Consider the following 20,345-nt stretch of genomic DNA (forward strand, 5'->3'; position numbering starts at 1 on the left):
TCGCCGGTGATGGTGTGGACCGCTGAGCAGACCGGGAGATTCCTTGATTACGCGCTGACCGATCGCCTGTACCCGCTGTTCCACCTGATTGCCCACGTCGGGCTGCGCCGCGGTGAGGCGTGCGGGCAGCGCCGGTCCGATACGTACCTGGACGCGGCCACTCTTGAGGTGGCGAACCAGATCGTGCAGTACGGGTGGGAGACCGGTCAGGCGAAACCGAAGACCACGGCGTCCGAAGGTCTGGTCGCGTTGGATGCCGACACAGTGCTCGTCCTGCGTGATCACCTCGTGTGTCAGGACGCCGATAAGGCTCGTCTTGGCAGTGACTGGATTGACAGCGATCTGCTGTTCACCGAGCCCGACGGCAGTCCGCTGCACCCGGCCGACGTCACGGCCCGGTTTGCCGAACTGGTCAGGCGTGCCGGGTTGCCGCCGATCCGGCTGCACGACTTGCGCCACGGTGCCGCCACCCTCGCTCTGGCGGCAGGCGCCGACATGAAGGTCGTGCAGAGCATGCTCCGGCACTCTTCGATCACCGTGACCATGGATACCTACACCACCGTGCTGCCGGAAATCGCCCACGCGGCAGCGGAGGCGACAGCCAAGATCATTCCTCGGGCGGCAGCGCGAGAGCTCGGGCTCGACTCGGGCGCGGAAGCGACCACAAAGGACGGCTGGGCAACCAGCCCGGAAACCACAAAACTCCAGGTCAGCATCGATACTGACCTGGAGTCTGGGAGTGCGCCATCAGGGACTCGAACCCCGAACCCGCTGGTTAAGAGCCAGCTGCTCTGCCAATTGAGCTAATGGCGCCGGGCGGGTTTCTTGCTCTCCCGCACCAACGAGAGAAACTTTAGCACGCGGTTCGGAGGCCGTTCACGGGGGTCCCCCGAAGCGGGTTCGGCCCAGTTGACCAGTCCCGCACACACGCCGGAACCCGGTCGGGCACACTGTAGCCGGACACTTGGGGCATTCTTCTAAGCGAAATGGACGGTCTTCCATGAGTGGTCGGGGCGGAGTGGGGCGTCGCCCGATAACGGGGCGTTCCGGGGTGCGGTTGTCGCTGCTGGCTGTCGCGGCCGGGCTCATCATCTCGGGTTGCACGTCGGCGCCGGGCGCGGAACCCGGTCCGGGCGGTGGAGACGCCCCGAAAGAGACCTCGACGGCACCGCCGAAACCGGTGTCGCTGGCGCTGACCCCGGCTCAGGGCGCGGCGGACGTGGCCCCCGGTGAGCCGGTGCGGGTCAACGCCACCGACGGCAAGCTCAACGAGGTCAAGCTGACCAACGCCGAGGGCAAGGCGGTGGCGGGCCAGCTCGCCCCGGACGGCGCCGGCTGGGTGTCCACCGAGCCGCTCGGTTACGGCAAGAGCTACACGCTGACCGCGACCGGCACCGGCACCAACGGCCAGCCCACCACCTCGACCTCGGCCTTCAACACGGCGAAGCCGGCCAGGCAGACCACTGTGTCGATCAACGCGCAGGAGGGCGAGACGGTCGGCGTCGGCATGCCGCTGATCTTCACCTTCGGCATGAAGGTGGCGGACAAGGCGGCCGCCGAGAAGGCGCTGGAGATCAAGTCGGAGCCGCAGGTCGAAGGCGCGTTCCACTGGTTCAGCGACACCTCGGTGATCTGGCGGCCGAAGGACTACTGGCCGTCGGGCACCAAGGTTTCGGTGAAGGCCGCGGTGTACGGCAAGAACCTGGGCAACGGCACCTACGGCAAGGAGGACCGGGCGGCGAACTTCACCATCGGCGACAAGCTGGTGGCGGTGGCCGACGGGCAGACCTTCCAGATGAAGGTGTCGATCAACGACCAGGAGGCCAAGGTGATGCCCATCTCGATGGGCAAGAAGTCCTCCAGCACGCCGAACGGCACCTACACGGTGATGAGCGAGCACACCGGGTACACGATGGACTCGAGCACCTACGGCGTGCCGACGGACAGCGCCGCCGGCTACCGCACCTTCGTGCAGTACGCGGTCCGCATGTCGAACAGCGGGATCTTCTACCACTCGGCGCCGTGGTCGGTGGGCTCGCAGGGCAAGCGCAACGTGAGCCACGGCTGCATCAACCTCTCCACCGAGAACGCGAAGTGGATGATGGAGACCTCGAAGAAGGGCGACATCATCACCGTCCAGAACGGCGGCGAGCAGACCCTGGCCGCCACCGACGGCTGGTCCGTCTGGCAAATGTCCTGGGACGACTGGAAATCCGGCGGCAAGAAGAACTGATCACAACCACGAAGGCCCCCGCACCCCTCCCGGTGCGGGGGCCTTCTGGTGTCACAAACCAACGTGCCCAGCCAGAGGATGGGGGTGCAGGGGGCGTGCCCCTTGCCGGGGGTCCGGGGGTCCGACCCCCGGAGAAAAGACGAAACCCGGGTGCGGGGAAGGAGACGAAGTCTCCGACCACACCCGGGCCACTGGGGTGAGTGACGGGACTTGAACCCGCGACTTCCTGGACCACAACCAGGTGCTCTACCAACTGAGCTACACCCACCGTGCGAGGCGGTCTGACGATCACCTCGGCTGGACTATCGTAGCGTGCCCGTTCCGGGGGTCAGCCGCGGGGCTGCTTGAGCACTTCGGCGGCGGCCGCGCGGGCTTGTTCGGTGGTGGGCCCGGGTTGCGGGACGAAGGCGACGCGCCGGTAGTAGTCGAGTTCGCCGATGGATTCCCTGATGTCGGCGAGCGCGCGGTGGGCGAGCCCCTTTTCCGGCTTGGCGTAGTAGATCCGCGGGTACCAGCGCCGGACGAGTTCCTTGACCGAGGACACGTCGACCATGCGGTAGTGCAGGTGCGAGTCGAGCGCGGGCATGTCGCGGACGATGAAGCCGCGGTCGGTGGCGATGGAGTTCCCGGCCAGTGGCGCGGTGTTGGGCTCGGGCACGTGCTCGCGGACGTAGTCGAGCACACGCTGCTCGGCTTCCTCGAGGGTGACGGTGGACTGCCGCACCTCCTCGGTGAGTCCGGACCGGGCGTGCATCTCGCGGACCACGTCGGGCATGTTGGCGAGTGCTTCCTCGTCGCAGTGGATGACGAGGTCGAGGCCTTCGCCGAGGACGTTCAGTTCCGCGTCGGTGACCAGAGCGGCGATTTCGATCAAGGCGTCCTTGGCCAGGTCGAGTCCCGTCATCTCGCAGTCGATCCAGACAAGACGATCGTTCACCCGGGCACCCTAACTCTTCCGGGGCACTTTCGCGGGCGCGACCTGCGGTTCCCGCGGTTACGCTCGGCCGGTCGGCGTAACGGGAGGGCAGACATGGACCAGGACGTAGCCGCGATCACCGACGGTTACCGGACCGAGGGGGCGGCGCTCGAGCTGGGCTCGGTGGTGCTCGACGGGCAGGTGCGGGCGGGTGCCGGGGTGCGGCTCCCGCTGGCCATGCTGAACCGGCACGGCCTGGTGGCGGGCGCGACCGGTACCGGCAAGACGAAGACGCTGCAGTTGATCGCGGAGGAGTTGTCGGCGGCCGGTGTGCCGGTGGTGCTGGCGGACGTCAAGGGTGATCTGTCCGGTTTGGCCGAGGCGGGGGAGCCGTCGGACAAGCTGGCGAAGCGCGCCGAGGAACTCGGGGACGACTGGCAGCCGAAGGGCTTCCCGGTGCAGTTCCTCTCGCTGGGTACCGGAGGCCGCGGGGTGCCGGTGCGCGCGACGATCACCGGGTTCGGCCCCATCCTGCTGTCGAAGGTGCTGGGCCTCAACGAGACACAGGAGTCCACGCTCGGGCTGATCTTCCACTGGGCCGACGAGCGCGGCCTGCCGCTGCTGGACCTCAAGGACCTGCGCGCGGTGATCACCCACCTGACCAGCGACGAGGGCAAGGCCGATCTCAAGGGCATCGGCGGCGTGTCGCCGGCGACCGCCGGGGTGATCCTGCGCGCGCTGGTCAATCTCGCGGCTCAGGGCGGTGAGGAGTTCTTCGGGGAACCGGAACTCGAGGTCGCCGACCTGATGCACGAGGGCGTGATCAGCCTGCTGGAGCTGGACAACCTGCAGAGCAAGCCGGCGTTGTTCTCCACCTTCCTGATGTGGCTGCTGGCCGAGTTGTTCGAGGAACTGCCGGAAGCCGGCGATCTGGACAAGCCGAAGCTGGTCTTCTTCTTCGACGAGGCGCACCTGCTGTTCGACAACGCGTCGAAGGCCTTTCTCGACAGCATCGAGCAGACGGTCAAGCTGATCCGGTCGAAGGGCGTTGGTGTGTTCTTCTGCACGCAGCTGCCCACCGATGTGCCGAACGCCGTGCTGTCGCAGCTGGGGGCGCGGGTGCAGCACGCGATCCGCGCGTTCACGCCCGAGGACCAGAAGGCGCTGGCGAAGACGGTCAAGACGTATCCGAAGTCCGCGCACTACGACCTGGAGGAGGCGCTGACCTCGCTGGGCATCGGTGAGGCGGTGGTCACCGTGCTGTCCGAACGCGGTGCGCCGACGCCGGTCGCGTGGACGAAGTTGCGGGCGCCGCGGTCGAAGATGGGGTCGATCGGGGAGGAGGCCGTGCGGGCTTCGGCCCAGTCGTCGCAGCTGCACGGGAAGTACGCCGAGACGATCGATCGCGAGTCGGCCTACGAGAAGCTCGCCGCGAAGGTGTCGGCGAGCGAACCCGAAAAACAGCCTGAGCCGGAAGGTCCCGGGTTCATCCAGAAGACGATGGACAACCCGGCCGTCCGCTCGTTCCTGCGCTCGGCCGCGAGCGCGCTGGGGCGCGAGGTCACCCGCGGCCTGTTCGGCAACCGGCGGCGCTAAAACCTGACACACCCTGTCAGGTAGAGCTGCCAAGCTGGGCGCATGCCGAAGATCACCGCTGCTTTCACCGTGGACAACTGGGAACCATCCACCCTCGACGAGGCCGAGGGCGCCGAACTGGGCCAGGTGCGGCTGAGCAAAACCTTCACCGGAGCCGTCGAGGGCACCAGCACGGTCACCATGCTCAGCGCGATCACCGAAGCCTCGCAGGCGTACGTCGCCTTCGAGCGGTTCAGCGTGTCGGTCGACGGGCGCAAGGGCGGTTTTGTGCTCCAGCACGCCGCCTTCGCGGACAGCTACGAGCTGAAGATCCTGCCCGGGTCCGGTGTCGGCGAGCTGGCGGGCATCACCGGCTCCGCGATGGTGACCAAGCACGAGGACGGCAGCCACACCCTGGAGCTGGACTACGCGCTCGGTTGACAAGAAAACTTGTCGGTGGGACCGTTGGCGGATGAACGAGATCGCGGTGATCGACGACGCCGAGGCCGCCGGCGCGTCGCTGGACCCGATGCGTGCCCGCCTGCTCGCCGAGCTGGCCGAGCCGGGTTCGGCCACCACCCTGGCCAAGAAGCTCGGCCTGGCCCGGCAGAAGATCAACTACCACCTGCGGGCGCTGGAGCAGCACGGGCTGATCTCGCTGGTCGAGGAACGCCGCAAGGGCAACGTCACCGAGCGCGTGCTGCGGGCCACGGCGTCCTCGTACGTGATCTCGCCGAGTGTGCTGGGCGCGGTCGAGCCCGACCCGCGGCAGTCACCGGACCGGCTCTCCGCGCGCTGGCTGCTCGCGGTGGCTTCGCGCTTGGTGCGCGACGTCGGTGAGCTGCTCACCGGCGCGCAGCGGGCGGGCAAGAAGCTGGCCACCTTCACCATCGACGGCGACGTGCGCTTCGCCTCCGCCGCCGATCGCGCCGCCTTCGCCGAGGAACTCGCCGACGCGGTCACCTCACTGGTCGCCAAGTACCACGACGACACGGCCACCGGCGGCCGCACGCACCACCTCGTGGTCGCCGTCCACCCCGAACTGAAGCAACCGCAGGCGTGAAAAAGCGGGTGGACCGCCCCGACCTCGGTCCACCCGCTTTCCCCCTCGCTCAACTCTGCTCGATCTGCTCCACGATCTTGATCGCGTCGTTGATCGGGATCGCGAAGCCGATGCCCACGCTCCCGCCCGACGACGGTGAGTAGATCGACGAGTTGATCCCGATCACCTGACCGTTCGCGTTGACCAGCGGGCCACCCGAGTTGCCCTGGTTGATCGACGCGTCGGTCTGGATGGCGGTGTAGCTCGGCCCCTGCTGTTGCTGCGAGCTGGTCCGCCCGAACGGCGACTGCGGCTGCTCCTGCCGCCCGACGTCGGACAGTTCCCGGCCGACCGCGCTGACGATGCCCGAAGTGACCGTGTTCTGCAGCCCGGCGGGCGAGCCGATGGCAACCACCTCGGCGCCGACCCGCACCTGGCTGGAGTCACCGAGCTTGGCCGCGGTCAGGCCGCTGGCGTTCTTCGCCTGCAGCACCGCGATGTCGGCCTTGGTGTCCGAGCCGAGCACGCTCGCCTGGTACTTCGTGCCGTCGGACAGCGTGATCGTGACGTCCCCGGTGGCGCCTTCGACCACGTGCGCGTTGGTCAGGATCTTGCCGTCGGACGAGAGGATCACCCCGGACCCGATCGCCTCGCCCTCGCGGGTGGTCGTGTTGACCTGCACCACGCTCGGCAGCACCTGCTGCGCCACGGAACTGACGTCCGAGCCGGAGTTCGAGACGGTCTGGCCGGTGGCCGTGCCGAGCGCGCTGGTGCCGCTGCTCGCCGGGGCCTGGTCGGTCAGGCCGACGAGCGTTGCCCCGCCGACACCGCCGACCAGTGCGGCGGCGACGGCGGCCGCGCTCACCAGCACGGCGAGGCGCTTCGGCTTGCGGGCGGCGGGCGCCGGCGGCGCCGGATGGAACGGCGGCGCGGCGTGCTGCTCGTGCTGCTGCGGGGTGAACAACGGGTTCTGCCGGTTCTCGTCCATGCACTCAGGTTCGCGCGCCCGCTTGTGAGCAAGCTGTGGATTACCCGCGTACTTTTCTGAGAAGAATCAGCTGAGAAGAGCCTGTGGTTACGCGAAGAACGCGGGAACGTCCAACGCGCCACCGGCTGCCTCGAACTCCTCGCGCACCGCTGTCCGCAGGTCCGGGTCGGCCAGGTAGTCGGCCGCGGTCAGCGCCAGCCCGAGCGCTCCGTCGACCACCGCGCGGTCCCCGGCAGGCGACCCGGCTGCCATGGCGAACTCCTTGGTGTGCAAGGCGACCGTCGGTTCGGAGACGGCAAGCATCGGGTGGATCGCGGGCATCCGGAAGCTCAGGTTTCCCAGATCCGTCGAGCCGGTGAGGAACTCCGGCACGATGCCGGGCGGCAGCGGCTTCCGCTCGCAGCCCTCCTGGTTGACCGCCCACCGACCGGCCAGCGCGCCGTTGAACCGGATCGGCAGGTACGGCGGCTGCTCGTCCCAGCGCAGCTCCACCCCGCAGCCGGTCATCTCGGCCGCGCCGTGCGCGATCCTGGTGATCCGCTCGGCCAGGTCGCGCAGCGTTTCCGGTTGCCCGGAACGCAGGTAGAACAGCAGCGCCGCGCGATCCGGCACCACGTTCGGCCGGGCCCCGCCGTCGGTGAACACCCCGTGCACGCGGTCGGTGCCGGGCAGGTGCTGCCGCAGCGCCGCCACACCCTGGTACGCGGCCACGGCGGCGTCGAGCGCGTTGCGGCCCATGAACGGCTGCGCCGAGGCGTGCGCGGCGACGCCGTGGAAGACCATCTCCAGCTGGCGCCTGCCGAGGAACGGGTGCATCGCGATGTCGTGGCTGAACGGGTGCAGCATGAGCACCGCGTCCACGTCGTCGAAAACCCCGGCCCTGGCCATGGTTTCCTTGCCGCCACCGCCTTCTTCGGCCGGGGTGCCGAACAGTGAGACCCGGCCGCCGAGGCGTTCGGCGACCGCGGCCGCGCCGAGGAAGCCACCGGCTGCCGTGGCGCAGATGATGTTGTGCCCGCAGCCGTGCCCGATCCCCGGCAGCGCGTCGTACTCGGCGAGCAGCGCGACGTGCGGACCGCCGTCACCGACCGTCGCGCTCAACGCGGTCTCCAGCCCGCCGACGCCGACGGTCGCCTGGTGGCCGTGGTTCTGCAGGAGTTCGGCCAGCGCGCGCACCGAACGCGTCTCGGCGAAGCCCTCTTCCGGATGGGCGTGCAGGTCCTGGCTCAACGCCACGAGGTCCTGCGCGCGGGCGTCGATCAGGCTGCCGACTTCGGCGCGGATTTCCTCGGGCGCGCCCTGGTGGGGCGAGCCGAGCGGTTCGGCGGCTTCGACCGCGTCCGCGGTGTCGGCGACGATGGCGCGGAGGTAGGCATCGTCGGGCTGGCTGGGGCTGGCGTGGTGGGGAGCCGTCATTCCGGCATGCTAATCCGCGTCGCTCCGACGATCTGGGTGACGCCGGAATAGCGCTCGCTGATCTCGGTGAACCCGCGATCACGCAGCAGGGCGCCGATTTCGCCGCGGTCGAACATGCGCTGCCCGCTGGCCAGGCCGGTCAGCGTGTCCAGTTCGCGGATCGGGCGGCACTCGCGCCGCGCACTGGTGAGCAGGGCCAGCCGTCCACCCGGTTTCAGCAGCGACGCGAAGGAATCCAGCGCGGCCTCGGGATCGCCGAACATGTGCAGCGCGGCGAAGCAGCACACGGCATCCACAGTGGACGGCCTCAGTGGAGGGTGCACGGCGTCGGCGCGCAGGTAGGCGACCGCCTCGCCGCCACCGGCCTCGACCGCCCGCGCGAGCATGGTGCGCGAGCCGTCGAGGCCGACGGCGAGCCCGGCCGGGCCGACCGCTTCCCCGAAGGCACGGGTGAAGCGGCCGGTCCCGCACGCCACGTCGAGCACCACCTGCCCGCGCCGCAACCGCAGCAGGTCGGTGGCCAGATCGATCTCACCGGACATGCTCGGGCCGTGCAGCCCCTTGGCGATCCGGCCCAGCGCCGGCCGCCAGTACCGCTCGTAGATCGAGGACACCAGGTCCACGCTCATCAGCACCTGCGCCGGCCCGGTCGGCGGACCAGCCTGCCTGCGGTCCCCGAGCAGGTCGGGATACCCGCCGGTGGTCCGCACGGGCGGGGCGTCGAGCAGGTCGAGCAGGCGGCGCTGGCTGGTTTCGGTCGGCATCACGCGGCTCCAGGGCGGTTGGGATACCGACAGTATGTCAGCGCCGGTCTTCGCGCAAAGCCTTCGGCAACGGCGGCCAGTGCAGGCCACGATCGGCGGCGAGCTGCCTGGCCAGCGCGGTCCACGCGGCCGGTGGCACGGTCGCGGCCGGACGGTCCGGATCGATGCCGTTCGCCTTGAGCAGGCGGTGGGGCTTGCGCCCGAGGAAGGCCACGGCGGTCCGTGCCGGTGCGCGCGGAGTGCGGTAGGCCGCCTGCAGCAGTGTCCACAGTGCTCGGTCGACGAGCTTGTCCGGCTGGCCGCGCCGGTGCACGGTCAGGTGGGCCGAGTCCACCTTCGGAGCCGGGCTGAAGTGCCTGGCCGGGACGCGCCGCACCAGCCGCAGGTCGAACCTCGCCGCCCACCAGGCGACTTCGAGGTCGCGCGGGCTGGCCGCGCTGAGTCGTTTCGCGAACCCCCATTCGACGATCAGGGCCGCCCGGTCCAGCGCCGAGGCGGTCGGGCTGAGCAGCCGCCGCATGAGCGCGGTCGAGACCGCGTACGGAATGCTCGCCACCACGGCGAACTTCTTGCGGGGCAAGGCGAAGGTGCGGGCGTCGGCCGGGATCACCCGGACGTTGGCCGAGTCGGCGAGCCGGCTGCGCAGCTTGCGCACGAACTCGGGATCCCGCTCCACGGCGAGGATTTCGGCGCCGGTCCTGGCCAGCGGCGCGGTGATCGCGCCGAGGCCGGCGCCGAAGTCGACCACCAGATCGGCTTCGGTGATCGCGGCCGAGCGCACCAGCTCGTCGGCGATCCGGGGTGCGGCGAGGAAGTGGACGCCGGAGGGGTTCGGGGTTTTCCGGGCAGGGTGACAGGACCCGTTGGCGGGCATGGTCGCTCCACGTCAGGACGAAGGAAGGCGTGCGAAGGCACGCGTGGACGTCGAGACGCGGCGACCGGGGAGCCAGGTCGCGCGGACGGGTCAGGTGCGGATGATCAGCACCTGGTTTTCAGTCTGCTCAGCAGAAAGGGGACGGCCGCCGCGTCAGGCGCGCCACGGCCAAGGCCGGGCGATCGCTGCGCAGCAGATGTAAGTAGCTCCCATGCGCCGAAAGTAACACCGCGCGCAATCGGTTTTCCGCACCGGAACTGTCGGGGGTGCGCGCTAGCGTCGCGATCGTCGGCAGTCGGCAAGCAGGAGGTAGGCGATGATCACCCGCTGGCGGCCGGGCGCGACCGTGTCGATCACCCCGCGCGGTCCGTTCGACCTGCGGGCGTCGATGCGGTTCCTGGAGGACTTCGTGCCCGCCGGGCGGCCCGACGCGGCCGGGGAGCCGGGCACGCTGCGGCTGGCCTTCCCGGTGGACGGCTGCTGGCGGCCCGCCGGCGTGGTGGCGCGCCAGCACGCCGACGGGGTGGTCGAGCTGGAGGCCGAAGGCGAGTCGGCCGCCGAAGCCTGCCGCCAGGCCGAGCGGATCCTCTCGCTCGACTTCGACGCCACCGCGTTCGCCGAGGCGGTCCGGCGGGACGCGGTGGCCGCGCGCCTGGTCGCCGCCTCCGCCGGGGTGCGGCCGGTGTTGTTCCACTCGCCCTACGAAGCGGCCTGCTGGGCGATCATCGGCCAGCGGATCCGCATGGTCCAGGCGGCCGGGATCAAGCGCCGGATAGCCGATCGCCACGGGGCCCGGCTGACCGTCGACGGGCACGCGCTCAGCTCGTTCCCGGCGCCGGGGGCGCTGCGGCTGCTCGAACGGCCGCTGGGCCTGCCGGAGACGAAGATCAAGCAGCTGCGCGTGCTCACCGGCGCGGCGGAACAGGGCCAGCTCGACGCCGCCCGGTTGCGGGCCCTGCCCGCCGAGGTGGCGCTCGCCAGGCTGCGCAAGCTTCCCGGCATCGGCCCGTTCTCCGCCGAACTGATCCTGATCCGGGGCGTCGGCCACCCGGACGTTTTCCCACGTCACGAGCCTCGCCTGCACGAGGAGATGGCCCGCGCCTACCGCGTCGACGCGGAGGACGTCGACCAGCTGGAACGCATCGCCGAGAACTGGCGCCCCTACCGCAGCTGGGTCGGCTTCCTGTTCCGCGCCGCCGCGGGACGGCCGCGGTGAAAGGGGGCGTCACACTGATCCAACTCCACATGTGCTGAGGTGTCCGCGTGGAAGGCACCGACGGAATCTGGGGACTGTTCGACGCACAGCCGGATCCGCCGGGTCTGGTGGCGCTCATCACCGGCGTGGCCGCGCTGCTCCTGGTGGTGTCCGGCACCCCGTGGCGGCTCGCCCGCAACCTGGTGACGATCGTGCACGAGGCCGGGCACGCCTTCGCCGCGGTGCTGGTCGGCCGCCGCCTGCAGGGCATCCGGCTGCACTCGGATACCTCGGGCGTCACCGTCTCCCGGGGCAAGCCGACCGGGCCGGGCATGGTGCTGACCGCGCTCGCCGGTTACCCCGCGCCCGCGTTGCTCGGCCTCGGTTTCGCCGCGCTGATCAACGCCGACCGCATCTCGGTGCTGCTCGGGGTGGCGGCCGTGCTGCTGCTGGGCGTGCTGGTGATGATTCGCAACGTCTACGGCGGGTTCTCGGTGGTCGTCGCCGCGATCGGGCTCGGCTGCGTGGCGCTGCTGGCGCCGCCGGGGGTGCAGGCGGTCTGCGTGTACGCGATCACCTGGTTCCTCCTGCTGGGTGGCGTGCGGCCGGTCTTCGAGCTGCAGTCCAAGCGCCGTCGCGGCGCCGCGCGTGACTCCGACGTCGATCAGCTGGCCAGGCTCACCGGCGTGCCGGTGGCGTTGTGGCTGCTCGTGCTCGGTGTGCTCGCGTTCGGCAGCCTGTTCCTCGGTGGGAGCTGGCTGCTCGAACCCGTGCTCAGCTGAGTTCGCGCGTGCGGCAAACTGGTCGCATGAGCGACGACGTGGCCAAGGCAGTCGAAGAGTGCGCACGTGCGGCGAAGCGCGCCGCGCCATCGCTGGCCGCCGCGCCGGACGAGGCGATCGACGCGGCGCTCATCGGCATGGCCGAGCGCCTGCTGTCGAACCGCGACGCCGTGCTCGAGGCGAACGCCGCCGACGTGGCCAAGGCCCGTGAGGACGGGATGAGCGCCGGCCTGCTCGACAGGCTGACGATCACCGAGGAGCGGCTCACCGGCATGGCCGAGCAGCTGCGCCTGCTCGCCGCCGCCCCGCAACCCGAGCGCACCCTTCCGCTATCCACTTTGGATGGTGGACTGCGGCTGGTGGAGCGGCGGCGCCCGGTCGGCGTGATCGGCGCGAACTACGAAGCCCGGCCGAACGTGACCGTGGACGTGGCTTCCCAGCTGGTGAAGTCGCGCAACGCCGGGGTGCTGCGCACCGGTTCGGCCGCGCTCGGCTCCGCGCGGCGCCTGCTCGAGATCGTCATCGCGCCCGCGCTGGCCGAAGCCGGAATCGACCAGGACGCGGTGCAGCTGGTCCCGCGTGCCGAGCGGCACGCCGCGGCCGCGCTGGTCGCGCAGCCGGGCCTGATCCCGCTGGTCATCCTGCGGGGCAGTGGCGACAGCACCCGCGCGCTCGCCACCGAAGCCGCCCAGCACGGGGTGCGCACCCTCGCGCACGCCGATGGCGGCGGGGTGCTCTTCATCGACGAGGCCGCGGACCTGGACAAGGTGCGTGAACTCGTTTCGGGCAGCCTGGACCGGCTCGGCGTGTGCAACCGGCTGAACCTGCTGCTGATCGACGAGACCATTCACGACAAGGCGTGGCCGGTGGTGAGCGAGGCGCTCTCCGGTCGCGGGGTCACCGCGTCGCTGCCGCCGCACGAGCACGCCATCGGCTACGAATGGGCACTGGACTCCGATCGCGAGGCCACCGTCACCGTCGCCACCGTGGCAGGCGTCGAGGAGGCCACGCGGATCGCCAACGAGCAGACCTCCGGGCTCGCCGCCGGCATCGCCACCGAGAACGCGGCCGCCGCCGAGGCCTTCTTCGACGCCTACACCGGCACCGGGGTCTTCTGGAACGCTCCCACCCGCCTGCTCGACGGCTTCAAACTGCGCGGGGTCCCGGAAACCGGGATCAACCTGGACAAGGTGCCCGGCCCGCGCGGTCCGGTCACCTACACCGATCTCTACGTCCGCCAGTACGCCGTACTGCCCGCGGATCGCTGATTCAATATTCAATTAATCTGCCGCGCTCGACGGCCTGATGCGTTCGATGGCGACTGTGACATCGAACGCATCACTGTTTCAGCGGGCCTTCTCCAGGTAATTCTCCACCGCCTGACGCACGATGTGCGCCATGCTCACACCACGTTTCCTGGCTATCTTTTCGGTGGCTTCGTAGGTGTCGCTGGAGACCCGGGTCCGCAGGTCCTTGCCCAGTGAGCTCAGGCCCTGGGGCTGCGGTTCTCTCCGTCCTGCCACGACCTTGTCCGGCACCATGACTCCTATCCCATTCGGTGGCCCCCGCACGGCCACAATAGTGGCGCCCGGTTATTCGTGGCGCGAATTCAGCCGGGCGGGGAGAAAAACCGTCCGAATGGCGGGACCAGGGTGTGGTCAGTTCATCATCGTGTGTGAATGAATTCACGCATCCACACCCGTTCTGGCCCCTGTCGAGCGGTAGGCGAATGGTTACGAAGCCGCGGCGTCGACCTGGTCGACCGCGTCGAGCAGTTCCTCGACCGCCGGATCGTCCACGGCTTCCTTGATGCACTGCCACAGTTCGAGGTTCGCCAGCGCCCAGCGCGAGTACTCGGCGGCCGCTTCGGCGTTGTAGAAGTAATAACCCTCGTCGTGCACGTCCCGCTGCTCGCCGACGATCTTGTTCGCCAGCTCGCGCAGGCTGAGCCCGTTCTCGCGCAGGTACTTGTGCGCCAGCACCACCGGGGTCACCGGCAGCGCCTTGAACAGGGTGTCGGCATCGCTGAGCGCTTGGGCTTCGAGGGAGATGTCCGGTCCGCGATTGGCCATTTCGGCCTCGTCGATGATCGCGTCGATCCGTTCCGCGGCACCGAGCGGCACCTTGGCGTCGGCGAGCAGCTGCATGCGCAGCCCGCTGCCTTCGGCGGCCGGTGAGTTACGGCGGACCAGGTAGTTGACGTCGTGCACCAGTGCGGCCGTTTCGACGATGCTCACGTCGGCGCCGTTGTGCTCGGCGAAACCGACGGCCTTCGACCGGACGAAGCTGACGTGGTGCCAGCCGTGGAAGGGCAGCCGCTCGGCGTAACGCAGGCAGAGCTGCCGCACGGCCTGCTCGACGGCGTTGATCGCCGTGGCGGGCACGGAGTTGAAGGTGGCGTGGACAACGGTTTGGTGGGTGCGCATTATCGATCCCCTCCGAACCGGCTGGGGAAGGCAGCCGGGTGGAGTGATGGTAATCGCTAGTGCGCTACGGGTGACTTCAGATTCGTTCCAGAAGCTCCCCCAAACGGGTCTCCACCGGCACGTGCCGATGACTCGTTCGGGTCAATGGATCAAAGGAAACGCTCCATTCGTTCACTGGTCGTGATTTCACCAGAAAGGTCATCGTGTTGTCAGCCGCTTTCGGGATGCGGTGGAACTCGTCGGCCAGCAGTACCCCGGTGGTGCCCGCCGGATAGTCGTCACCGTGGATCAACTCGGCCGAGGTGATCAGGCCGCTGGCCGCGTCCAAGGTCGCGGTGTAGCGCTCGTGCAGGTAGCTGCCGCGCAGGATCGTGGTCCAGAAGTGGTACCGGTGGTTGTGCACCGAATCGGCGTAACCGTGACGCCAGTCCCGTTGCGGTTTGTACTCGTGCAGCCAGAACGAGAACGGTTCGTCCGGTTCGTCGCGCAGGCACCAGGCGAAGTGCGTGGTCGTCTCCCTGGATCGCCGGATCATCGCGCTGGCCGGCTCCGGCGGCAGGGACTGGATGTGCGCGCGCAGCTCGGCTCGCAGGCCGGGCCGGGCGGCCCAGTGCTGGAACGGCTCCGCGAGCGCCCGCCAGTCGTCGTCGGAACCGACCCGGCGAGCGGCCACGTCGGTGGCCAGCTCGGCGAGTGGGCAAGTGCGGGTCAACACCATCTATCAGCTCCTCAGCCCAGCGGCGGTGGAGAATTCCTGGGAAAAGGACCGGAACCGGCCCTCCAGCTCACTGAACTGCTCCTCGGACAACGGTCTGCCGGTGGCCCTGCCGAACAGTGCGATGAAATCCGCACGCGTGGTCTCCGGGGTGATCTGGAAGTGCCTGCCGTTCCGGCCACCGCCGAGCCGGAGGAACTCGGCACGTTCCATGTTGTAGACGAACGAACCCTCGGAGAAGCGCAGGGTTCGCGGGTACAGCGCGCTCTCCGGTCCCACGTCGCTGTAGAGCGTCACCCACACGCAGTCGTCGAAGATCTCCAGCCGGTCGAGCGGGGGATCGGTGACCACGGTCAGATCGATCCGCGTGCACCGGCTCCTGGCCAGGAACAACCCGACCAGCCCCATGCCCATCTCGTCCTGCAGCCGCTGCTGGATCGCGTCGTAGTCCGCCTCGGGCCCTTCCTGCCGCAGCAGGTAGCGGGCCCGGCCGCTGACCGTGGTGGCGTCGCTGGGATCGGCCAGCACCGCTCGCATCTCCCACTCGGCGTGGGAGAGCAGCAGTCTGGCGGCGGCGAACCGGCCCGAGAACCCGCGGAAGAAGTACTGCCTGCTGCCCGCGAGGTCCCGCATCATCAGCTCGTTGAACCGGGGATCCGGTTCCGGGGTCGCCTCGAACACGTCGGTGGGGAAGAACTCCCGGTTCAGCGACCGGTACTCGGCGGCGAGCTTCTCCAGTGCCCGCCTGCTCTCGTCGATCACCGGTGCCACGAGGGCCCGTTGCGAGGCGGCCGCCGTGATCAGCGTCTGCCCGAAACCGACCACCGCGGAGATCATCGTGCCGGTGCCGACCGAATTGACGAAGTTCTTGCCGTTCCCCGGATCCATACCGCTGGCCAGGAACAGGCAGGTGATCGAAACCACGACCAGGACGAGCAGGAGCAGGCTGGTCCGCGTCCAGAAGATCTCCTGGAGCGGGCTTCGCGTCCGTTTCCCGTCTCGGCCGGGGTCGGCGCGCACAGGTTTCACCTCCTCCCTGGCAAAGGGCTAGCTCAACTGGATGAGAGCTGAGAGTGTCCGTTTGAGTGCGCGGAGTCACTCTACGCGTGCTCCGACGTGGGCGAAATAAGAAATTTGGGGGATACTTAGCGCACCCGATCCGACTACCTGCGGTAGCCGGGAAAGTCCTCGTCCAGGCCGTTTTCGACGCCCTCGGCGCGGGCTTGTCGCAGGCCAAGCATCTCGGCGGCGAGTTGCTGGCTGCTCTCGAAGCGATTTCCGGGCCGTTCACGCGCCCGGCGTAACGAGCACGGTTTGAGCCTGCTGTACCCGCGGACAGAAACCGCGCGCCGCGACCGCAGTTCGTATGCTGGCTCTCCGGACAGGTCGGCGGCCAGTTCGCGGTCGACCACGATGGTGCCCGGCTTGGCCACGGAAGTGAGCCGTGCGGCGAGGTTGACCACCGAACCGTAGACGTCGCCGAACCGGCTCAGGATGCGTCCCGAGGCCATCCCGGCGCGGACCGACGGCAGTGCGGCGTCGGCTTCGACCCGCTCGTTCAGCGTCAGCGCGATCTCGGCGGCGTCGGCCGCGGTGTCGGTCACGAAGAGCACTTCGTCGCCGATCATCTTCACGATCCGGCCGTGGTGCTCGGCGATCACCTCGGAGGCGACCGTTTCGAAGGCGTCCAGGATGCTGTCGAGCTCGGCTTCGTCGATCCGCCTGGTCAACCGCGTGAAGCCGACCATGTCCACAAAACCGACGACCTGGCTGCGTGCTTCCAGGTCCTCGTCGGGCGAGGCCAGCGCCCGTCCGGCGTAGGCGGCGAGGTGGCGCCGCCAGACGAAGCTCTGCACGCGCTCCAGTTCGGGCAGCAGCCGGTCCACCAGCCGCGCGATCTGGCGTTCGTTCCGGCCCAGTTCCGGGTTTTCGGTGATCAGCTCCCACAGCATGTGGACCTGCCACTCGGCCAGCCGTGACAGGTGCTGGCCGAGCGCCCTGGTCACCGCGGTCTCCACGCGCGCGTCGACCAGTCCGGCCTTGATCAGGTTGTCCGCCGTGCGCATCGCTTCGACGTCGGCGTCGGTGAAGACGACCTCGTCGTCCTCGACGGTGGCGAAGCCGAGTGCGCGCCAGAGCCGCCGTGCCCGATCCTCCGGCACGCCCGCTTTCTCGACCACCTGCAGGCGGGTGTACTTGCGCCTGCCGCCGAGCAGCACCTTCTCCAGGCGCTGCTGCAGCTCGCCGGGATCACCCGCGTCCGTCGGCACCTCAGGTGGTGTGCACGATGAGCACGTCCACGCCCGACTTGCGTGCCACTTCCGACGGCACGGAGCCGAGAATCCGACCGGCCAGCGTGTTCAGCCCGCGGTTGCCGACCACCAGCAGGTCCGCCGAGCGCTCGGAAACCACCTTGCGCAGCGACTCGACCGGCTCGCCGACCAGTGCGACGGTCTCGATCTTCTCCGCGCCCGCCTTGGCCGCGCGGTCGCGGGCGGAGATCAGCGTGTCCTCGGCGGGGGCGGAGCCGACCACCTGGTATGCCTCGTCACGCAGCACGTCCTGGGCCTTTTCTACGTCGTGCTTGCTCGCGGGGTAGTAGGCGCAGGCGATCACCAAGGTGGCCCCGGCGTCCCCGGCGACCGCGGCCGCCCGGTCCACCGCGGCGAACGAAGAGTCGGAACCGTCCGTGCCGACGACCACGGTCTGGTAGGCGCTCATTCGTCTTCCTCCTGCGATCGGTGGGTGCTGAGACTAGGGCTTCTGACGGGCCTGCGCAGGTCGCTGACCCGGCGCCGGCTTGCGGGGGGCCGGTTGGGGAGTGGGCTTCGGCAGCTTCACCGTCGCCTCCGCTCCGGAGTCCCCGGCGGGCTGCGGCTTCTCCGGCGCGGTCGGCTGCTTCGGCTTCGGTGGCACCGCGGTGGCACCCCCGGTGTCCTGGTGCAGCACGGCTTCGGCCTCCGAAAGCACCTTGCGTGCGGCCTGCACCTGGCTGGCGATGTTCTCGCGGAGCTTGCGCAGAGCCTCCACGCGCTCGAGGCCGTGGTTGATCCGGCGGTTGGCTTCTTCGGTGGCTTCCCGGACCCGGCGGCGAGCCTCGTCGGCGGCCTCGGTGAGCCGCGCGTTCGCCTCGTTCGTCGAATCCTGCTTGCGCTTGTTGGCGTCCTGGATGGATTCGCGCTGGCGGCGTTCGATGTCCGCCTTCGCCGCGGCTTCCTCCTCGGCCACCTTCGCGCGGATCTTCGCCGCTTCTTCGGTCGCCTCGCGCAGCCGCCGCTCGGCCTCCGCCTTGCTGGTCGCCTCCTGCTCGGCGAGGGTCCGCATGGCCTCGGTCCGGCGCGCCGCCATGGCGATCTCGAAGTCTTCCTCGACCTGAGTACGCCGCTGCTCGGCTTCGCTGTCGAGGCGGTCGCGCTCTTCCTTCGCCGCCTGCGTGATCTTCTCCGCCTCGGCCCGCGCCGTCTCGAGCACGTTGCGGTGCTCGGCTTCCATCTCCTCGCGGCGCTCGTCGAGCTGCTTCAGGCGCACCTCGTGCTCGGCACGCAGCGCGGCCGCGTCCGACTCACCCTTGGCCCTGATGTGCGCGGCCTCGGCTTCGGCGCGGGCCTGCGTGTCCGACGCTTCGTCCTGCGCCAGGCGCAGCATGCGCTGCAGCCGCTCGGAAAGGCCTTCGAGGGTGGTGGGCGGCAGCGACAGCCGTTCGACCTGACCACGCAGTTCGGCGATCTCGCTGCGCGCGAGCTCCAGCTGGCGGGCCAGATCACCGGCCTGCGAAATCGCCGCGTCGCGGTCTGAGGTGAGCATTTTGAGCTCGCCGTCGAGCCGTTCGAGGTGGTCGTCGACCTGGGCGCGGTGGTAGCCCCGCTTCTCCAGGTCGAAACCGGCTCCCAGTGGGACGAGTTCCCTGTCGTCGCCAAGACTCATTGGTCCACCCTAGCCCGCGGCGTCACACACCTCTGAAGGTGTTTATCGCAGTTAGGTGCTTCGCCCGCAGTTCATGATCACGAACGCCCAGTCCCTCTTCCGGGGCCAGGCACAGGACGCCCACCTTGCCCTGGTGAGCGTTGCGGTGCACATCGAGTGCGGCCTGCCCGGTCTCGGCGAGCGGATAGGTCTTGGACAGCGTCGGGTGGATCAGTCCCTTCGCGATCAACCGGTTCGCCTCGTACGACTCGCGGTAGTTCGCGAAGTGGGAACCGATGATCCGCTTGAGGTTCATCCAGAGGTAGCGGTTGTCGAACTGGTGCAGGTAACCGGAGGTGGAGGCGCAGGTGACGATCGTGCCGCCCTTGCGCGCGGCGTAGACCGAGGCGCCGAAGGTCTCGCGGCCGGGGTGCTCGAAGACGATGTCCGGGTCCTCGCCACCGGTCAGCTCACGGATCTTCGCGCCGAACCGCTGCCATTCCTTGGGGTCCTGCTCGTGCTCGTTCTTCCAGAACTTGTAGCCCTCGGCGTTCCGGTCGATGACCAGCTCGGCGCCCATCTTCCGGCAGATCTCCGCCTTTTCCGGGCTGGAGACCACGCAGACCGGGATGGCGCCGCCGTTGAGCGCGAACTGGGTGGCGTACGAGCCGAGCCCGCCGGAAGCGCCCCAGATCAGCACCACGTCGCCCTGCTTCATGTCGGCGCCGTTGCGCGAGACCAGCTGGCGGTAGGCGGTCGAGTTGACCAGCCCCGGCGAAGCGGCCTCTTCCCAGGTCAGGTGGCCCGGCTTCGGCATCAGCTGGTTCGCCTTCACCAGCGCGATCTCGGCGAGCCCGCCGAAGTTCGTCTCGAAGCCCCAGATGCGCTGCTCCGAGTCGAGCATCGTGTCGTTGTGCCCGTCCGGGCTCTCCAGCTCGACGTTCAGGCAGTGCGCCACCACCTCGTCGCCGGGCTTCCAGGTGTGCACACCTGGCCCGGTGCGCAGCACCACGCCGGACAGGTCGGAGCCGACCACGTGGTAGGGCAGGTCGTGGCGCTTGGCCAGCGGCGAGAGCTTGCCGTAGCGCCGCAGGAACTTGAACGTCGGGATCGGCTCGAAGATCGAGGTCCAGACGGTGTTGTAGTTGATCGCGCTGGCCATCACCGCGACCAGCGCCTCGCCCGGCCCCAGCTCGGGCGTGGCGACCTCGTCGAGGTGCAGCGACTTGCGCGGGTCCTTGTCGCGGCTGGCGAGGCCCTCGAACATGTCGACCTCGTCGGCGTGCACCGTCATGCCCCGGTAGCTCTCGGGCACCGCGATCGACGCCACCTCGCCGGGCTCACCGGACAGCACAGCCTGGGTGATCTGCTGGATCTCGCTCATCGAACCTCCGTGGGTCGGCGCGGTTCGCTAGAAACTACTGGCGAGTAACGCCGGGCTCAACCCGGAAGAGACGTCGACCACGCCGAAGTCCCCCGACGGGCGTAGCTCCTACACGCGTTCGTGACCCGCAGA

20 protein-coding genes, 2 tRNA genes and 1 pseudogene are annotated in these 20,345 nt (G+C 69.2%); 8 read left to right on the forward strand and 15 right to left on the reverse strand.

Annotation, left to right across the window (positions count from 1 at the left end; translation table 11 throughout):
- Positions 1-9 precede the first annotated feature (9 nt).
- Positions 10-507: pseudogene (gene xerC / locus YIM_RS49980) on the forward strand (tyrosine recombinase XerC); the annotation flags it as partial.
- Between the two features lie 233 nt (positions 508-740).
- Here xerC and YIM_RS08925 read toward each other — a convergent pair.
- Positions 741-813 (reverse strand) — tRNA-Lys (locus YIM_RS08925).
- A gap of 187 nt (positions 814-1,000) precedes the next feature.
- Here YIM_RS08925 and YIM_RS08930 point away from each other — a divergent pair.
- On the forward strand, positions 1,001-2,233 hold the full coding sequence (locus tag YIM_RS08930) for an Ig-like domain-containing protein (RefSeq protein WP_194240094.1): 1,233 nt from the start codon (positions 1,001-1,003) through the stop codon (positions 2,231-2,233).
- Positions 2,234-2,425: 192 nt separating this feature from the next.
- Here the strand turns inward: YIM_RS08930 and YIM_RS08935 are convergent.
- Together YIM_RS08935 and orn are read right to left on the reverse strand one after the other, a co-directional pair.
- Positions 2,426-2,501 (reverse strand) — tRNA-His (locus YIM_RS08935).
- Positions 2,502-2,561: 60 nt separating this feature from the next.
- Complete coding sequence (orn, locus tag YIM_RS08940) at positions 2,562-3,170, reverse strand: oligoribonuclease (protein ID WP_153029876.1); 609 nt, start codon at positions 3,168-3,170, stop codon at positions 2,562-2,564.
- Positions 3,171-3,263: 93 nt separating this feature from the next.
- Between orn and YIM_RS08945 the strand changes: the two genes are divergently transcribed.
- The 3 genes from YIM_RS08945 to YIM_RS08955 are packed head-to-tail and all read left to right on the forward strand — an operon-like array spanning position 3,264 to position 5,787.
- On the forward strand, positions 3,264-4,745 hold the full coding sequence (locus YIM_RS08945) for a helicase HerA-like domain-containing protein (protein ID WP_153029877.1): 1,482 nt from the start codon (positions 3,264-3,266) through the stop codon (positions 4,743-4,745).
- Between the two features lie 42 nt (positions 4,746-4,787).
- Positions 4,788-5,165 carry a DUF3224 domain-containing protein gene (locus tag YIM_RS08950; RefSeq protein ID WP_153029878.1) on the forward strand — a complete coding sequence of 126 codons (378 nt, stop codon included), beginning with the start codon at positions 4,788-4,790 and terminating at the stop codon, positions 5,163-5,165.
- Between the two features lie 31 nt (positions 5,166-5,196).
- The gene (locus YIM_RS08955; protein ID WP_153029879.1) at positions 5,197-5,787 is read left to right on the forward strand and encodes a helix-turn-helix domain-containing protein; all 591 of its coding nucleotides are present in this window, start codon (positions 5,197-5,199) and stop codon (positions 5,785-5,787) included.
- Between the two features lie 49 nt (positions 5,788-5,836).
- Here the strand turns inward: YIM_RS08955 and YIM_RS08960 are convergent, their stop codons facing one another.
- The 4 genes from YIM_RS08960 to YIM_RS08975 form a co-directional block, all read right to left on the reverse strand.
- Entirely contained in the window at positions 5,837-6,754 is a 918-nt protein-coding gene (locus tag YIM_RS08960) for a S1C family serine protease (protein WP_153029880.1), read from the reverse strand.
- An 87-nt stretch (positions 6,755-6,841) separates the two neighbouring features.
- Positions 6,842-8,170 (reverse strand): M20 family metallopeptidase, encoded by a 1,329-nt coding sequence (locus YIM_RS08965; RefSeq protein WP_153029881.1) that lies wholly within the window; start codon positions 8,168-8,170, stop codon positions 6,842-6,844.
- Entirely contained in the window at positions 8,167-8,934 is a 768-nt protein-coding gene (locus YIM_RS08970) for a class I SAM-dependent methyltransferase (protein ID WP_153029882.1), read from the reverse strand. Before YIM_RS08970 ends, YIM_RS08965 begins: the two co-directional genes overlap by 4 nt.
- 37 nt (positions 8,935-8,971) lie before the next feature.
- Entirely contained in the window at positions 8,972-9,808 is an 837-nt protein-coding gene (locus YIM_RS08975) for an rRNA adenine dimethyltransferase family protein (RefSeq protein WP_153029883.1), read from the reverse strand.
- Positions 9,809-10,124: 316 nt separating this feature from the next.
- Between YIM_RS08975 and YIM_RS08980 the strand changes: the two genes are divergently transcribed.
- The 3 genes from YIM_RS08980 to YIM_RS08990 are packed head-to-tail and all read left to right on the forward strand — an operon-like array spanning position 10,125 to position 13,053.
- Positions 10,125-11,024: a DNA-3-methyladenine glycosylase gene (locus YIM_RS08980; RefSeq protein ID WP_153029884.1), complete on the forward strand. Its 900-nt coding sequence runs from the start codon at positions 10,125-10,127 to the stop codon at positions 11,022-11,024.
- Positions 11,025-11,071: 47 nt separating this feature from the next.
- On the forward strand, positions 11,072-11,785 hold the full coding sequence (locus YIM_RS08985) for a M50 family metallopeptidase (protein ID WP_153029885.1): 714 nt from the start codon (positions 11,072-11,074) through the stop codon (positions 11,783-11,785).
- Positions 11,786-11,811: 26 nt separating this feature from the next.
- Positions 11,812-13,053, forward strand: a complete 1,242-nt coding sequence (locus tag YIM_RS08990) for an aldehyde dehydrogenase family protein (protein ID WP_153029886.1) — start codon at positions 11,812-11,814, stop codon at positions 13,051-13,053.
- Positions 13,054-13,131: 78 nt separating this feature from the next.
- Here the strand turns inward: YIM_RS08990 and YIM_RS08995 are convergent, their stop codons facing one another.
- The 8 genes from YIM_RS08995 to ccrA all read right to left on the reverse strand — a co-directional run bounded on the left by YIM_RS08995 (position 13,132) and on the right by ccrA (position 20,213).
- On the reverse strand, positions 13,132-13,326 hold the full coding sequence (locus YIM_RS08995; RefSeq protein WP_153029887.1) for a ribbon-helix-helix domain-containing protein: 195 nt from the start codon (positions 13,324-13,326) through the stop codon (positions 13,132-13,134).
- Between the two features lie 192 nt (positions 13,327-13,518).
- Entirely contained in the window at positions 13,519-14,211 is a 693-nt protein-coding gene (locus YIM_RS09000) for an HD family phosphohydrolase (protein WP_153029888.1), read from the reverse strand.
- 76 nt (positions 14,212-14,287) lie between these two features.
- Complete coding sequence (locus YIM_RS09005) at positions 14,288-14,926, reverse strand: hypothetical protein (RefSeq protein WP_153036873.1); 639 nt, start codon at positions 14,924-14,926, stop codon at positions 14,288-14,290.
- A 6-nt stretch (positions 14,927-14,932) separates the two neighbouring features.
- Positions 14,933-15,871, reverse strand: coding sequence for a hypothetical protein (locus tag YIM_RS09010; protein ID WP_370469015.1), 939 nt, complete (start codon positions 15,869-15,871; stop codon positions 14,933-14,935).
- Between the two features lie 218 nt (positions 15,872-16,089).
- Positions 16,090-17,196 carry an adenylate/guanylate cyclase domain-containing protein gene (locus YIM_RS09015; RefSeq protein ID WP_153029889.1) on the reverse strand — a complete coding sequence of 369 codons (1,107 nt, stop codon included), beginning with the start codon at positions 17,194-17,196 and terminating at the stop codon, positions 16,090-16,092.
- Between the two features lies 1 nt (position 17,197).
- Positions 17,198-17,647, reverse strand: coding sequence for a universal stress protein (locus YIM_RS09020; RefSeq protein ID WP_153029890.1), 450 nt, complete (start codon positions 17,645-17,647; stop codon positions 17,198-17,200).
- Positions 17,648-17,680: 33 nt separating this feature from the next.
- Positions 17,681-18,850 carry a chromosome segregation protein gene (locus YIM_RS09025; RefSeq protein WP_153029891.1) on the reverse strand — a complete coding sequence of 390 codons (1,170 nt, stop codon included), beginning with the start codon at positions 18,848-18,850 and terminating at the stop codon, positions 17,681-17,683.
- A gap of 22 nt (positions 18,851-18,872) precedes the next feature.
- Entirely contained in the window at positions 18,873-20,213 is a 1,341-nt protein-coding gene (gene ccrA / locus YIM_RS09030) for a crotonyl-CoA carboxylase/reductase (protein WP_153029892.1), read from the reverse strand.
- Between the last annotated feature and the right edge of the window lie 132 nt (positions 20,214-20,345).

It is taken from the genome of Amycolatopsis sp. YIM 10 (assembly GCF_009429145.1).
Taxonomy (GTDB): Bacteria; Actinomycetota; Actinomycetes; order Mycobacteriales; family Pseudonocardiaceae; genus Amycolatopsis.

Coding starts and splice junctions, on each gene's coding strand:
- YIM_RS08930 (WP_194240094.1), top strand. CDS start 1,001: ATGAGTGGTCGGGGCGGAGTGGGGCGTCGCCCGATAACGGGGCGTTCC.
- YIM_RS08945 (WP_153029877.1), top strand. CDS start 3,264: ATGGACCAGGACGTAGCCGCGATCACCGACGGTTACCGGACCGAGGGG.
- YIM_RS08950 (WP_153029878.1), top strand. CDS start 4,788: ATGCCGAAGATCACCGCTGCTTTCACCGTGGACAACTGGGAACCATCC.
- YIM_RS08955 (WP_153029879.1), top strand. CDS start 5,197: ATGAACGAGATCGCGGTGATCGACGACGCCGAGGCCGCCGGCGCGTCG.
- YIM_RS08960 (WP_153029880.1), bottom strand. CDS start 6,754: ATGGACGAGAACCGGCAGAACCCGTTGTTCACCCCGCAGCAGCACGAG.
- YIM_RS08965 (WP_153029881.1), bottom strand. CDS start 8,170: ATGACGGCTCCCCACCACGCCAGCCCCAGCCAGCCCGACGATGCCTAC.
- YIM_RS08970 (WP_153029882.1), bottom strand. CDS start 8,934: ATGCCGACCGAAACCAGCCAGCGCCGCCTGCTCGACCTGCTCGACGCC.
- YIM_RS08975 (WP_153029883.1), bottom strand. CDS start 9,808: ATGCCCGCCAACGGGTCCTGTCACCCTGCCCGGAAAACCCCGAACCCC.
- YIM_RS08980 (WP_153029884.1), top strand. CDS start 10,125: ATGATCACCCGCTGGCGGCCGGGCGCGACCGTGTCGATCACCCCGCGC.
- YIM_RS08990 (WP_153029886.1), top strand. CDS start 11,812: ATGAGCGACGACGTGGCCAAGGCAGTCGAAGAGTGCGCACGTGCGGCG.
- YIM_RS08995 (WP_153029887.1), bottom strand. CDS start 13,326: ATGGTGCCGGACAAGGTCGTGGCAGGACGGAGAGAACCGCAGCCCCAG.
- YIM_RS09000 (WP_153029888.1), bottom strand. CDS start 14,211: ATGCGCACCCACCAAACCGTTGTCCACGCCACCTTCAACTCCGTGCCC.
- YIM_RS09020 (WP_153029890.1), bottom strand. CDS start 17,647: ATGAGCGCCTACCAGACCGTGGTCGTCGGCACGGACGGTTCCGACTCT.
- YIM_RS09025 (WP_153029891.1), bottom strand. CDS start 18,850: ATGAGTCTTGGCGACGACAGGGAACTCGTCCCACTGGGAGCCGGTTTC.
- ccrA (WP_153029892.1), bottom strand. CDS start 20,213: ATGAGCGAGATCCAGCAGATCACCCAGGCTGTGCTGTCCGGTGAGCCC.